Below are 13,265 nucleotides of genomic sequence, written 5' to 3'. Positions count from 1 at the left end.
GAAGCCATGGCTGAACTCGCCACCATTGCACGCCCCTACGCCGAGGCGCTTTTCAAGGCGTCGTCGTCCGACGTCGCCGGAACCAGCGTCTGGCTCGAAAAGGTTGCCGCCATCGGGGCCAACCCGGAGCTCCAGCAGCTCGCCGACAACCCCAAGGTTACGGCCGAGCAGGTTCTCGGCGTGGTCGCCGGTGCATTCGCTGCGCCGTTGCCCGCCGCGGCCCAGAACTTCCTGGCTGCGCTCCTCGAGAACGGGCGTTTCTCGGTGCTGCCGGAAATTGCGAAGCAGTTCCGGGCACTGGCCAACGCGAAGAGCGGCTCGTCCGACGCCGTGGTCTACAGCGCCTTTCCGATCGAAGTCTCGGCTCTGGCCGGTGTGGCGGCCGCGCTCGAAAAGCGCTTCGGTCGCAAGCTCCAGGTCACGGTCCAGCAAGAGCCGGAACTGATCGGTGGCATTCGTGTGGTGGTCGGCGACGAGGTGCTCGACACCTCCGTCAAAGCGCGCCTTGAACAAATGAAAGTTGCGCTGGCGGCCTGACCGGTCTCCATCGCCTTACAAAGAAAGAAGGAAAGAGTCATGCAACTCAATCCCGCAGAAATTTCCGAACTGATCAAGAGCCGCATCGAGGGCCTCGGGGTCAGCGCCAACATCCGCAACGAAGGCACCGTGGTTTCGGTGACCGACGGCATCGTGCGCGTGCACGGCCTGTCGGACGCGATGCAAGGCGAAATGCTTGAATTCCCGCCGAGCGCAGACGGCACGCCGTCGTTCGGCCTCGCACTGAACCTCGAGCGCGACTCCGTCGGCGCCGTGATTCTGGGCGAGTACGAGCACATCTCCGAAGGCGACACCGTCAAGTGCACGGGCCGCATCCTGGAAGTGCCCGTGGGTCCCGAACTCATCGGCCGCGTGGTGAATGCCCTGGGCCAGCCGATCGACGGCAAGGGTCCGATCAACGCCAAGATGACCGACGTGATCGAAAAGGTCGCTCCCGGCGTGATCGCACGGAAGTCCGTCGACCAGCCGATGCAGACCGGCCTGAAGTCCGTCGACTCGATGGTGCCCGTCGGCCGTGGCCAGCGCGAGCTGATCATCGGCGACCGCCAGACCGGCAAGACGGCCGTCGCCATCGACGCGATCATCAACCAGAAGGGTCAGAACATGACCTGCGTCTACGTTGCGATCGGCCAGAAGGCTTCGTCGATCAAGAACGTGGTGCGCGCACTCGAACAAGCCGGCGCGATGGACTACACCATCGTGGTGGCGGCATCGGCTTCCGAATCGGCGGCCATGCAGTACGTGTCGGCCTACTCGGGCTGCACGATGGGCGAATACTTCCGCGACCGCGGCCAGGACGCGCTGATCGTCTATGACGACCTGTCCAAGCAAGCCGTGGCCTACCGCCAGGTCTCGCTGCTGCTGCGCCGCCCGCCGGGCCGCGAAGCCTACCCTGGCGACGTGTTCTATCTCCACAGCCGCTTGCTCGAGCGCGCAGCCCGCGTGAACGCCGACTACGTCGAAGCCTTCACCAAGGGTGAAGTCAAGGGCAAGACCGGCTCGCTGACCGCACTGCCGATCATCGAAACGCAAGCCGGCGACGTGTCCGCTTTCGTGCCGACCAACGTGATCTCGATCACCGACGGCCAGATCTTCCTGGAAACCAACCTGTTCAACGCCGGTATCCGCCCCGCCATCAACGCCGGTATTTCGGTGTCGCGCGTGGGTTCGTCGGCTCAGACCAACCTGGTGAAGAACCAGTCCGGCGGTATCCGTACCGACCTGGCGCAGTACCGCGAACTCGCGGCCTTCGCACAGTTCGCCTCGGACCTCGACGAAGCCACCCGCAAGCAGCTCGACCGCGGTGCCCGCGTGACCGAACTGCTCAAGCAGACCCAGTACAGCCCGCTGCCCATCTCGCTGATGAGCGCCACGCTGTTCGCGGTGAACAAGGGCTTCATGGACGACATCGACGTCAAGAAGGTTCTCTCGTTCGAACACGGCTTCCACCAGTTCCTCAAGTCGAGCCACGCACCCCTGCTGGCCACGATGGAAAAGAACGGCGCCAAGTGGGACCCGAAGCCCGCCAAGGCCGACGACAGCGACGAGAAGAAGGCTTTCAAGAAGGTCTGCCAGGACGCGGAAGCCGAACTGCTGGCCGCCGCCACTTCGTTCAAGAAGTCGTTCGCCTGATCGACGCCTTGATCGACGCAAGAAGGAGCTCTCATGGCAGCTGGTAAGGAAATCCGCGGCAAGATCAAATCGGTGGAAAACACCAAGAAGATCACCAAGGCCATGGAAATGGTCTCGGTTTCCAAGATGCGCAAGGCGCAGGAACGCATGCGCGCCGCTCGCCCCTACAGCGAAAAGATCCGTAACATCGCGGCCAATCTTGGCAAGGCGAACCCGGAGTACACCCACGCGTTCATGAAGACGACCGAGGCCAAGGGCGTCGGTTTCATCATCGTGACCAGCGACAAGGGCCTGTGCGGCGGCTTGAACACCAACCTGCTGCGTGCCGTGACGGCCAAGCTGCGCGAAGCGCAGGCGGCGGGCAACGTGGTCGAGTCGGTTGCCATCGGCAGCAAGGGTCTGGGTTTCCTCAACCGCATCGGCGCCCGCGTGGTGGCCCATGTGACGCACCTGGGCGACACGCCGCATCTCGACAAGCTCATCGGGCCGGTCAAGACGCTGCTCGACGCCTATGCCGAAGGCAAGCTGTCGGCCGTGTACCTGTGCTACACGAAGTTCATCAACACCATCAAGCAAGAGCCGATGGTGGAGCAACTGCTGCCGCTGAAGGCCGAGACGCTGCAGGTCGAGTCGGGTCATCACTCGTGGGACTACATCTACGAGCCCGACGCGCAAAGCGTGATCGACGAACTGCTGGTGCGCTACGTGGAGTCGCTGGTGTACCAGGCCGTGGCCGAAAACATGGCGTCCGAGCATTCGGCGCGCATGGTGGCCATGAAGGCTGCGACCGACAACGCGGGCAACGTGATCAGCGAACTGAAGCTGGTCTACAACAAGACCCGTCAGGCCGGCATCACCAAGGAGCTGTCCGAGATCGTGTCCGGCGCGGCTGCGGCCGCAGGCGTTTGATCGAGGCAATGCAACAGGCCGCGTTGCTGATCGGATGCGCTCTGCGCGTTCGTTAACCCAAGGCCTATTTTTAGGGGACTCTGCGCAAAATGAAGAAGATTCTTGCCCTGGTGGCGGTTGCCGCCGCCCTGACTGCCTGCTCCAAGAAGGAAGAGGCGCCCGCGCCTGCACCGGCTCCCGCCGCTGCACCCGCAGCGCCCGCTCCGGCCCCCGCTCCCGCAGCAGCGCCGGCCGCTCCCGCCGCCGCCCCGACGGCATCGGCCGACCTGCCGCAGGAGTGCAACGACTACCTCGCCAAGGTGCAGGCATGCGTTTCTTCGCAAAGCGGTGCTGCCGCCGACGCGATGAAGGCCAACCTCGACCAGACGAAGGCCACCTGGGCTTCGATGGGCGCGGACAAGGCTGCGCTGGGCCAGGCCTGCAAGGCTGCTTCGGACGCCTTCGCTGCGCAAGCAACGGCCATGAAGTGCTGATGAGCTGACGACGACAAGAAACTCAAGGGTGCCGGCCCGTCCGGCATTCTTGCAAAAGCGGCCCGTTTCGGCACCAGGACGCTTCTGCAAGAACCTGTCGCAAATTTATTGAGATCCATCCAGAAGGAAACGCCATGGCTGAAGGAAAAATTGTCCAATGTATCGGCGCCGTGGTCGACGTGGAGTTCCCGCGTGACCAGATGCCCAAGGTGTACGACGCCTTGAAATTCGAAGGCAGCGCGCTGACTCTCGAAGTCCAGCAACAGCTCGGCGACGGCGTGGTGCGCACGATTGCGCTGGGCTCGTCCGACGGCCTGCGCCGCGGCATCATCGTGAAGAACACCGGCGCACCCATCACGGTGCCCGTGGGCAAGGCCACGCTCGGCCGCATCATGGACGTGCTGGGCGCGCCCATCGACGAACGCGGCCCGGTCGGCCAGGAGCTCACCGCTTCGATCCACCGCAAGGCTCCCGCGTACGACGAACTGTCGCCTTCGCAAGACCTGCTGGAAACCGGCATCAAGGTGATCGACCTGGTGTGCCCGTTCGCCAAGGGCGGCAAGGTGGGTCTGTTCGGCGGCGCCGGCGTGGGCAAGACCGTGAACATGATGGAACTCATCAACAACATCGCCAAGGCTCACTCGGGTCTGTCGGTGTTCGCCGGTGTGGGTGAACGTACCCGCGAAGGCAACGACTTCTATCACGAGATGGCCGACTCCGGCGTGGTGAACCTCGAGAAGCTCGAAGACTCGAAGGTCGCCATGGTCTACGGCCAGATGAACGAACCCCCGGGCAACCGTCTGCGCGTGGCGCTGACCGGCCTGACCATTGCGGAGTCGTTCCGCGACGAAGGCCGTGACGTGCTGTTCTTCGTGGACAACATCTACCGCTACACGCTGGCCGGTACCGAAGTGTCGGCTCTGCTGGGCCGCATGCCTTCCGCCGTGGGCTACCAGCCGACGCTGGCCGAGGAAATGGGCCGTCTGCAAGAGCGGATCACGTCGACGAAGGTCGGCTCGATCACCTCGATCCAGGCCGTGTACGTGCCAGCCGACGACTTGACCGACCCGTCGCCCGCAACGACCTTCGCCCACTTGGACTCCACCGTGGTGCTGTCGCGTGACATCGCTTCGCTCGGTATCTACCCCGCCGTGGACCCGCTGGACTCGACCTCGCGCCAGCTCGACCCGAACGTGGTCGGCGAAGAGCACTACAACGTGGCCCGCGCCGTGCAAGGCACGCTGCAGCGCTACAAGGAACTGCGCGACATCATCGCCATCCTGGGCATGGACGAACTGGCTCCCGACGACAAGCTCGCCGTGGCCCGCGCCCGCAAGATCCAGCGTTTCCTGTCGCAGCCGTTCCACGTGGCCGAAGTGTTCACGGGCTCGCCCGGCAAGTACGTGCCCCTGGCCGAAACCATCCGTGGTTTCAAGATGATCGTGAACGGCGAAGCCGACCACCTGCCGGAACAAGCGTTCTACATGGTGGGCAGCATCGACGAGGCGTTCGAAAAGGCCAAGAAGGTCGCTTAAGAAGGAATCACCATGGCAGGCACCATTCATGTGGACGTGGTCAGCGCGGAAGAGTCGATCTTCTCGGGCGAAGCCAAGTTCGTCGCGCTGCCCGGTGAAGCCGGTGAGCTCGGCATCTACCCGCGCCACACCCCGCTGATCACGCGCATCCGCCCCGGCGCCGTGCGCATCGAAACGGCCGACGGCGGCGAAGAGTTCGTCTTCGTGGCCGGCGGCATTCTCGAAGTGCAGCCCAATGCCGTCACCGTGCTGTCCGACACCGCGATCCGCGGCAAGGACCTCGACGACGAAAAGGCCAATGTGGCCAAGGCCGCAGCCGAGGAAGCGCTGAAGAATGCGAAGAGCGACATCGACATCGCGATGGCGCAATCGGAGCTGGCCGTGATGGCCGCCCAGATCGCTGCGCTGCGCAAGTACCGCCAGAAAAAGTAAATAGGCACACCCCCAGGCTGCGCGCACTTCGTGTCGCTACGCCAACCCCCTTGCAGGGGGCAACACCAGCGGCCCGGCAAAGCCGGTTCCGCGGTGTTTTTCGAATAAGCCGCCTTCGGGCGGCTTTTTTGCGCCTGGACCGCTCCGCCATCGTCGCTTCTTTGATCTGAATTTGGTCGAAGTTCAGCCTTGTCCGGCTAAAGACCTCCGCCTAGTATTCGCCTTCGCCCCAACCAGGGTGCGGCGAAGACAAGAACACCGGAGACAAGACGCGTGGCACGTTGGAGTGGCATCACTGCGGACGAGATGCGGCTGCTGGAGACGACCTTCTGGTCGGCCGGCGGATCGCGCCATGCCATGGCCGAGCAGCTCGGCTTTTCCAAGAGCAAGGCCAACGGGCTGATCGCCGGCCTCGTCGACCAGGGCCTGCTTGCCGAAGCCGGCCTGCAGCGCTCCTCGGGCGGGCGCCGCGCCGAGAACCTCCAGCTGAATGCCGGGCTCGGCGTGCTCGTCGGCATCGACATCGGCGCCACCAGTCTCGATGTGGCCGTGCTGCGGCCCAACCTCACCGTGCTCGCGCAGCACGACGAACCCGCCGACGTGCGCGAAGGCCCGGCCGTGGTGCTGGCGCGCGTGCGCACGCTCATGCGCGAACTGCTGGCCCGCTGCAATGTAGGCGCCAGGGACGTGCTCGGCATCGGCATTGGCGTGCCCGGCCCCGTGAACTTCGAGATCGGCCAGCTCGTGAATCCGCCACTGATGCCGGCGTGGGACAGCTTCTCGATCCGCGACTACCTGCGCGAGGACTACGCGGCGCCCGTCTTCGTCGACAACGACGTGAACCTGATGGCGCTCGGCGAACTCTGGCGCCTCAAGCGTTCGCTGAGCAACTTCCTCGTCATCAAGATCGGTACCGGCATCGGCTGCGGCATCGTCTGCCACGGCGAGGTGTACCGCGGCGCGGCCGGTTCGGCCGGAGACGTGGGCCACATCTGCGTCGACCAGGAAGGCCCGCGCTGCCACTGCGGCAATCTTGGCTGCGTCGAGGCCATGGCCGCCGGCCCCGCGATCACGCGCATGGCGATGCAGGCGGCCGAAGCCGGCGAAAGCGCGGCGCTCGCCGAGTGCCTGCGCGTGCACGGGCGCATCGACGCGATCGATGTGGGCCAGGCCAGTCGCGGCGGCGATACGGCGGCTAACGCCATCATCCAGTGCGCGGGCAGCCTGATCGGGCAGATGCTCGCGTCGGTCGTCAACTTCTTCAATCCGTCGCACGTGTTCATCGGCGGCGGCATCACGCGCATCGGCCCGCTGTTTCTTGCGGCCGTGCGGCAGAGCGTGTACCAGCGCTCGCTGGCACTTTCCACGCGGCACCTCGAGATCCAGTACACGCCGCTCGGCACGCAGGGTGGCCTCGTCGGCGCGGGCGTGCTCGCGATGCACGAGACGCTGAAGGTCCGGGGAGTGGCGCCATGACGGCGGCCGGCATCGGCAAGGGCAGCGTGGCCGTCGAGTTCGACGGCGTGGTGAAGGCCTTTGGCCCCGTGCAGGTCTTGCACGGCGTGAGCTTCGCGCTCGCGCCCGGCCGCGTGTACGGGCTGCTCGGCGAGAACGGCGCGGGCAAGTCGACGCTGATGAAGATCCTCGCGGGCTATGAATCGCTGAGCGGCGGCACGCTGCGCATCAACGGACAGCCGCAGCGGTTCGGGAGTTCGCGCGACGCCGAGGCGCTGGGCATCGTGCTCATCCACCAGGAGTTCAACCTCGCGGAAGACTTGAGCGTGGCGCAGAACATCTTCCTGGGCCATGAAAAGAAGAAGGGCTGGCTGCTCGACGACGCCACGATGGAGCGCGACGCTGCCTCCGCGCTCGCCGCCGTCGGTCTGAACATCGACCCGCGCACCAAGGTGCGCCGCCTCATCGTCGCCGAGAAGCAGCTCGTCGAGATCGCCAAGGCCATCGCCCGCCGCGCGCGCCTGCTCATCATGGACGAGCCCACCGCGACGCTGACGCCGGGTGAAACCGAGCGCCTGTTCAAGCTCATCGCGCAGTTGCGTGCCGACGGCGTGACCATCGTCTACATCTCGCACAAGCTCGACGAAGTGGAGCAGGTCACCGACGAAGTGATCGTCATGCGCGACGGCCGCTTCGTCGCGCGCGCGCCCACGGCCGAGGTCACGCGCCAGCAGATGGCCAACCTCATGGTGGGCCGCGAGCTGGCCGACCTGTACCCGCCGCGCGACGTGGTCGTGGCGGCCGATGCACCCGCCATGCGCGTGCGCAACTTCAGCGTGCCCGGCTGGGCGCAGGACGCGAGTTTCGAGGTGCGCCCCGGCGAGATCCTCGGCTTCGCGGGCCTCGTCGGCGCGGGCCGCACTGAACTCTTCGAAGGGCTGCTCGGCCTGCGCCCCGCGAGCGGCAGCGTCGAGGTGCTCGGCAAGCCCGTGCCCGGCGGCAAAGGCTGGCGCAACCCGCGCGATGCCGCGAGGCACGGCCTCACATACCTCAGCGAAGACCGAAAGGGCAAGGGCCTGCACGTCAACTTCGGCCTGCGTCAGAACCTCACGCTGATGGCGCTCGAGCGCTATGCACAGCCATGGCTCAAGCCCGAGGCCGAACGCGGCGCGCTGGCCGAGGCGGTGAAGGACTACGGCATCCGCACCGGTTCGCTCGACGTCAAGGCCTCGTCGCTGTCGGGCGGCAACCAGCAGAAGCTCGCGCTCGCCAAGGTGCTGCAACCTCGTCCCAAGGTGGTGGTGCTCGACGAGCCCACGCGCGGCGTCGACGTGGGCGCCAAGCGCGACATCTATTTCCTGATCCAGCGACTCGCCCGCGAAGGGCTCGCGGTGATCGTCGTCTCGTCGGAGCTGATGGAGCTGATCGGCCTGTGCCACCGCGTCGCGGTGATGCGCGCGGGCCGGCTCGTCACCACGCTCGATGCAGGCCATCTGACAGAAGAGGAGCTCATCGCTCATGCCACCGGAACCGCAAACTCCCCCGCAGTCGCTTGAGGCCGCGCAACAGCAGCACCGCAGCGAGGCGGCGCCGCGCTGGACGCAGCGCCTGCACGGGCTCGGCCCGGTCATCGGACTCGCGCTGCTGTGCATTGCCGGCACGCTGCTGAACGGCGACTTCGCCACGCTCGACAACGCGATGAACGTGCTCACGCGCACGGCCTTCATCGGCATCATCGCGGTGGGCATGTGTTTCGTGATCATCTCGGGCGGCATTGACCTGTCGGTGGGCTCGATGGCCGCGCTCATCGCGGGCAGCGTGATCATGTTCATCAACTGGGCCGGCCCGGCGTCGGGCTCGCCGCTGCTGGCGGTGGTGATGGGCGCGGTGCTGGCGGTGGTGCTCGGCGCAGTGTTCGGTCTTGCGCACGGCCTGCTGATCACCAAGGGACGCATCGAGCCCTTCATCGTGACGCTGGGCACGCTAGGCATCTTCCGCGCCTACCTCACGTACTTCGCCGACGGCGGCGCGCTCACGCTCGACAACGAGCTGTCGGACCTCTATGCGCCCGTGTACTACGCGAGCCTCGCGGGCATCCCGGTGCCGGTGTGGGTGTTCGTGATCGTCGCGATCATCGGCGGCGTGATCCTGAATCGCACGGCCTACGGACGCTACGTGCAGGCCATCGGCTCCAACGAGCAGGTGGCGCGCTACGCGGCCGTCGACGTCGACCGCGTGAAGATCCTGACCTACGTGCTGCTCGGCGTGTGCGTGGGCATCGCCACCCTGCTGTACGTGCCGCGCCTCGGTTCGGCATCGCCGACCACCGGCCTGCTGTGGGAACTCGAGGCCATCGCGGCCGTGATCGTCGGCGGCACCGCGCTCAAGGGCGGCGTGGGCAGCATCACCGGCACCGTGGTGGGCGCGATCCTGCTCTCGGTCATCAGCAACATCCTGAACCTCACCAGCATCATCAGCGTGTACCTGAATGCGGCGGTGCAGGGCTTCGTGATCATCATCGTGGCCTTCCTGCAGCGAGGGCGCCGATAGGCCCTTTTGTTTGTTCCAGTTCCATTAACCACAAGGAGACACCCAGCATGACGACTTTCACCCGACGCATCGCACTCACGGCAGTTGCCGCTGCTGCATTCGCCAGCCTGCCCGCGCTCGCCGCGGAGAAGGTCAACCTCGGCGTTTCGATTCCCGCGGCCACGCACAGCTTCATGGGCGGCATCAACTACTGGGCCAACCAGGCGAAGAAGGACCTCGAGAAGGAACACAAGGACCTGAAGATCACGATCAAGACCGCGGCGAACGCGCCCGAGCAGGCCAACCAGCTGCAGGATCTTTCGACGGTCACCAAGATCAACGCGCTGGTCGTGTTCCCGTTTGAATCGGCTGCACTGACGAAGCCGGTCGCGCAGGTTAAGGCCAAGGGGGCGTACGTCACCGTGGTCGACCGAGGCCTGACCGACACCAGCGCGCAGGATGCGTACGTGGCCGGCGACAACACCGCCTTCGGCAAGATCCCGGCCGAGTACATCGTCAAACAGCTCGGCGGCAAGGGCAACGTGGTGGCACTGCGCGGCATCGCCACCACGCTCGACAACGAGCGCATGGACGCCTTCAACGCCGTGCTCAAGGGCAGCCCCGACATCAAGCTGCTCGACGCCAAGTACGCCAACTGGAACCGCGACGACGCCTTCAAGGTCACGCAGGACTACCTGACGCGCTTCAAGAACATCGACGCCATCTGGGCGGCCGACGACGACATGGCCGTGGGCGTGCTCAAGGCCATCGAGCAGGCCAAGCGCGACGACATCAAGATCATCTTCGGCGGTGCGGGCGCCAAGGGCATGGTCAAGACCATCATGGACGGCAAGGACAAGCGCATCACCGCCGACGTGAGCTACTCGCCGAAGTTCATCTACGACGCGATCAAGCTGACGGCCGAGGCGCGGCTGAAGGGCGAGAAGCTGCCGGCGACGACGATCATTCCTTCGGTGCTGATCACCAAGGAAAACGCAAAAGACTTCTATCACCCCAACTCGCCTTTCTGAGGGCGTCTTGCTCCCTCTCCCCTCGGGGAGAGGGCTGGGGTGAGGGCCGGCGGCGATGGCAAAGACCGTGCGCGTGCAAACGCCAATGCCCTCACCCTGACCCTCTCCCAGAGGGAGAGGGAAAAGTTTCCGGAAATGCCGAGACGATCGATGACAGACACACCTACTCGCAAACTCCGCTACGCCATGGTCGGCGGCGGCCGAGACGCCTTCATCGGCGCCGTGCACCGCAAGGCCATGGCGCTCGACGGACAAATCGAGTTCGTCGCGGGCGCGTTGTCGTCGAACCCGGACAAGGCGCGCGCCTCGGGCCGCGACCTCGGCCTGGCCGACGATCGAAACCACGGCGACTGGCAGTCGCTGCTGGCCGACGAGTTGAAGCGCCCGCTGGAAGAGCGCATCGACTTCGTGTCGATCGTCACGCCCAATCACGTGCACTTTCCGGTGGCGCAGGCCTTTGCCGAAGCCGGCTTTCACGTGGTGTGCGACAAGCCGCTGGTGCACACGCTCGAGCAGGCCGAGGCGTTGGTCGCCGCCGTGGCGAAGCAGGGCACGGTGTTCGGCGTTACCTACAACTACACCGGCTATCCGATGGTGCGGCAGGCGCGCGAGATGGTGCGCTCGGGCGAGATCGGCGAGGTGCGCAAGGTCGTCGTCGAATACAACCAGGGCTGGCTCGCCAGCCACGTCGAAGGCGGTACCAACAAGCAGGCCGACTGGCGCACCGACCCCGCACGCAGCGGCGCGGCGGGCGCCATCGGCGATATCGGCTCGCATGCCGAGAACCTCGTCGCCACCGTCACGGGGCTGCAGATCGACAGCTTGTGCGCGGACCTGAGCGCGCTGGTGCCGGACCGCTTGCTCGACGACGACGGCAGCCTGTTGCTGCGCTTCAAGGACGGCGCACGCGGCGTGCTGATCGCCTCGCAGATCAACACCGGCCTGGAGAACGACCTGCGCCTGCGCGTCTCCGGCACGCTGGGCACGCTCGAGTGGCGCCAGGAGCAGCCGAGCCAGCTGATGCATCTGCCGCACGATGGACCGAAGCGCGTGTTGACGCGCGGCGCGCCCTGGCTGTGCGAATCCGCGAAGCGCGCGAGCCGGCTGCCGGCGGGGCACCCCGAAGGTTTCATCGAGGCCTTCGCGAATGTCTACGCGGGCGTGGCGGCGGACATCCGCGCGCGGCTGGCGGGCCAACCGGCCGACCCGCTGGACGCCGACTACCCGCGCGTGGAAGACGGCGCGCGCGGCGTGCGATTCATCGAGCGCACTGTGGCCTCGGCGAAAAGCGAATTAAAGTGGACGCCCTGGTAGCGCGCTGCGCGCTGCACAGGCCTCCATGACACCTTCCGCCTCCGACGCATCTTCTTCATCGACGGCACAGCAGCCCTGGGTGGCTGCCCTGTGGCGGCGCTGCATCACACTGTTTCCGTTGAAGCTGGTCGGCAACACGGTCGCCACTCTCGGCTTCTTCCCCCTGTACTTCTGGATCATGAAGCACGCCGGCCAAGCCTGGGTGCTGCCGCTCACGGCCGTCGACCATCTCATCGCCTTCTGGCCAGCGCTGCTGCCGGTGTACCTCTCGCTCTGGGGCTACATCGCGCTGCCCGTGCTGCTGGCCAAGGACAAGCGCGAGCTGTCGAGCTTTTCCTTCGGCTGCGCGGCGATGACGGTCTTCGCGCTGCTCGTGTTCTGGTTCATGCCCACGGCGATTCCGAACTTCGCGGTCGACACCGTGCCGGGCACCTCGCTGCAGTTCCTCAAGATGGTCGACTCGGCGGGCAACGCCTTTCCTTCGCTGCATGTGTCGTTCTCGGTGTTCACTTGTGTCGCTCTCGCGCGGCAACTGCGCGAGGTGGGAGCGCCGGCGTGGCTGCGCATCGTCAACGTGGCCTGGGCCGTCGGCATCGTCTATTCGACGATGGCGGTGCGCCAGCATGTGTTGGTCGACGTGCTGGGCGGCCTGGCGCTGGGCGTGGCGCTCGGTGTCGCCACACGGCAGCGCGGCCCGGCGCTCGCACCGGTACACGCGCGACCGGCGTAGGCCGATTGCGGTATTCCGCCGCGGCGGGGTGCGCGGTACAACCCGGGCATCGTCGCCACCGGTGCGGGAGTCCGCCATGAAGATTCGTTTGTCCTCCCTCGCAGCCTGCATCGCGGCCAGCGCCGTCGCATGCCCTGCGTTCGCCCTCGACTTCCCCTCGCGCAAACCCGGCCTGTGGGAAATCCAGACCGGGGACGGCACGGGCAAGGGACCCGGCGCCGGCCACACCGTGCAGCAGTGCATCGACGCGGCCAGCGACAAGGCGCTGCGCGACATGGGCCAGGGCATGGGCAAGGACATGTGTTCGAAGCAAGAGCTGCGCTCCGACGGCGGCAAGCTGGTGATGGACTCGGTCTGCAAGATCGGCAACACGGTCGCCACCTCGCATGCCGTGTTGAGCGGCGACTTCGGCACGTCCTACCGCATGGAAAGCAAGTCGACCTACAACCCGCCGCTGATGGGCCGTGCCGAAGGCGCGAGCGTCATGGAGGCCAAGTGGATCGGGCCTTGCAAGGCCGACCAGAAGCCGGGCGACATGGTCATGTCCAACGGCATGAAGATGAACGTGCTCGACATGGCGAAAAACCGGCCGAAGAAGCCGTAGCCCGCCGCACGCCGGGTAGGCGCCGGCCCACAGCGCTTTGCGCCCGCCGTGGCGCGGCGGGAA

At 65.9% G+C, this 13,265-nt stretch carries 13 protein-coding genes; all 13 read left to right on the top strand.

All coding sequences use genetic code 11. From position 1 onward, the window contains the following. Nucleotides 1-6 precede the first annotated feature (6 nt). The 13 genes from ACEOAB_RS27070 to ACEOAB_RS27010 all read left to right on the top strand — a co-directional run bounded on the left by ACEOAB_RS27070 (nt 7) and on the right by ACEOAB_RS27010 (nt 13,202). A complete protein-coding gene (locus tag ACEOAB_RS27070; protein WP_413749718.1) occupies nt 7-537 on the top strand; it encodes a F0F1 ATP synthase subunit delta in 531 nt (176 codons plus the stop codon). 39 nt (nt 538-576) lie between these two features. After that, nucleotides 577-2,190, top strand: a complete 1,614-nt coding sequence (atpA, locus tag ACEOAB_RS27065; RefSeq protein ID WP_007830199.1) for a F0F1 ATP synthase subunit alpha — start codon at nt 577-579, stop codon at nt 2,188-2,190. A gap of 33 nt (nt 2,191-2,223) precedes the next feature. Continuing rightward, nucleotides 2,224-3,099 carry a F0F1 ATP synthase subunit gamma gene (gene atpG / locus ACEOAB_RS27060; protein ID WP_007830201.1) on the top strand — a complete coding sequence of 292 codons (876 nt, stop codon included), beginning with the start codon at nt 2,224-2,226 and terminating at the stop codon, nt 3,097-3,099. An 89-nt stretch (nt 3,100-3,188) separates the two neighbouring features. Beyond that, entirely contained in the window at nt 3,189-3,572 is a 384-nt protein-coding gene (locus tag ACEOAB_RS27055) for a hypothetical protein (protein WP_495653227.1), read from the top strand. Nucleotides 3,573-3,706: 134 nt separating this feature from the next. Further along, the gene (gene atpD, locus ACEOAB_RS27050; RefSeq protein WP_007830203.1) at nt 3,707-5,107 is read left to right on the top strand and encodes a F0F1 ATP synthase subunit beta; all 1,401 of its coding nucleotides are present in this window, start codon (nt 3,707-3,709) and stop codon (nt 5,105-5,107) included. A gap of 12 nt (nt 5,108-5,119) precedes the next feature. Next, nucleotides 5,120-5,539 (top strand): F0F1 ATP synthase subunit epsilon, encoded by a 420-nt coding sequence (locus ACEOAB_RS27045; protein WP_007830205.1) that lies wholly within the window; start codon nt 5,120-5,122, stop codon nt 5,537-5,539. 306 nt (nt 5,540-5,845) lie between these two features. Then, entirely contained in the window at nt 5,846-7,015 is a 1,170-nt protein-coding gene (locus tag ACEOAB_RS27040; RefSeq protein ID WP_413749896.1) for an ROK family protein, read from the top strand. After that, entirely contained in the window at nt 7,012-8,550 is a 1,539-nt protein-coding gene (locus tag ACEOAB_RS27035) for a sugar ABC transporter ATP-binding protein (protein ID WP_056589342.1), read from the top strand. Before ACEOAB_RS27040 ends, ACEOAB_RS27035 begins: the two co-directional genes overlap by 4 nt. Next, nucleotides 8,513-9,544: an ABC transporter permease gene (locus ACEOAB_RS27030; protein ID WP_413749894.1), complete on the top strand. Its 1,032-nt coding sequence runs from the start codon at nt 8,513-8,515 to the stop codon at nt 9,542-9,544. Before ACEOAB_RS27035 ends, ACEOAB_RS27030 begins: the two co-directional genes overlap by 38 nt. 47 nt (nt 9,545-9,591) lie before the next feature. Then, nucleotides 9,592-10,554, top strand: a complete 963-nt coding sequence (locus tag ACEOAB_RS27025; protein WP_056589335.1) for a substrate-binding domain-containing protein — start codon at nt 9,592-9,594, stop codon at nt 10,552-10,554. Nucleotides 10,555-10,704: 150 nt separating this feature from the next. Beyond that, nucleotides 10,705-11,868, top strand: coding sequence for a Gfo/Idh/MocA family protein (locus ACEOAB_RS27020; RefSeq protein WP_413749893.1), 1,164 nt, complete (start codon nt 10,705-10,707; stop codon nt 11,866-11,868). A 25-nt stretch (nt 11,869-11,893) separates the two neighbouring features. Next, nucleotides 11,894-12,598: a phosphatase PAP2 family protein gene (locus ACEOAB_RS27015; protein ID WP_413749892.1), complete on the top strand. Its 705-nt coding sequence runs from the start codon at nt 11,894-11,896 to the stop codon at nt 12,596-12,598. A gap of 76 nt (nt 12,599-12,674) precedes the next feature. Next, nucleotides 12,675-13,202 carry a DUF3617 domain-containing protein gene (locus ACEOAB_RS27010; protein WP_413749891.1) on the top strand — a complete coding sequence of 176 codons (528 nt, stop codon included), beginning with the start codon at nt 12,675-12,677 and terminating at the stop codon, nt 13,200-13,202. The last annotated feature ends 63 nt before the right edge of the window (nt 13,203-13,265 follow it).

The sequence above is a fragment of the Variovorax sp. Varisp53 genome (genome assembly GCF_059491555.1).
Note: the sequence above shows the minus strand (reverse complement) of the source record. Positions and strands in the feature narration are given on the sequence as shown.

Bases quoted from the DNA above. Each gene is read 5' to 3' on its own strand.
- ACEOAB_RS27070 (WP_413749718.1), top strand. From the start codon at position 7: ATGGCTGAACTCGCCACCATTGCACGCCCCTACGCCGAGGCGCTTTTC.
- atpA (WP_007830199.1), top strand. From the start codon at position 577: ATGCAACTCAATCCCGCAGAAATTTCCGAACTGATCAAGAGCCGCATC.
- atpG (WP_007830201.1), top strand. From the start codon at position 2,224: ATGGCAGCTGGTAAGGAAATCCGCGGCAAGATCAAATCGGTGGAAAAC.
- ACEOAB_RS27055 (WP_495653227.1), top strand. From the start codon at position 3,189: ATGAAGAAGATTCTTGCCCTGGTGGCGGTTGCCGCCGCCCTGACTGCC.
- atpD (WP_007830203.1), top strand. From the start codon at position 3,707: ATGGCTGAAGGAAAAATTGTCCAATGTATCGGCGCCGTGGTCGACGTG.
- ACEOAB_RS27045 (WP_007830205.1), top strand. From the start codon at position 5,120: ATGGCAGGCACCATTCATGTGGACGTGGTCAGCGCGGAAGAGTCGATC.
- ACEOAB_RS27040 (WP_413749896.1), top strand. From the start codon at position 5,846: ATGCGGCTGCTGGAGACGACCTTCTGGTCGGCCGGCGGATCGCGCCAT.
- ACEOAB_RS27035 (WP_056589342.1), top strand. From the start codon at position 7,012: ATGACGGCGGCCGGCATCGGCAAGGGCAGCGTGGCCGTCGAGTTCGAC.
- ACEOAB_RS27030 (WP_413749894.1), top strand. From the start codon at position 8,513: ATGCCACCGGAACCGCAAACTCCCCCGCAGTCGCTTGAGGCCGCGCAA.
- ACEOAB_RS27025 (WP_056589335.1), top strand. From the start codon at position 9,592: ATGACGACTTTCACCCGACGCATCGCACTCACGGCAGTTGCCGCTGCT.
- ACEOAB_RS27020 (WP_413749893.1), top strand. From the start codon at position 10,705: ATGACAGACACACCTACTCGCAAACTCCGCTACGCCATGGTCGGCGGC.
- ACEOAB_RS27015 (WP_413749892.1), top strand. From the start codon at position 11,894: ATGACACCTTCCGCCTCCGACGCATCTTCTTCATCGACGGCACAGCAG.
- ACEOAB_RS27010 (WP_413749891.1), top strand. From the start codon at position 12,675: ATGAAGATTCGTTTGTCCTCCCTCGCAGCCTGCATCGCGGCCAGCGCC.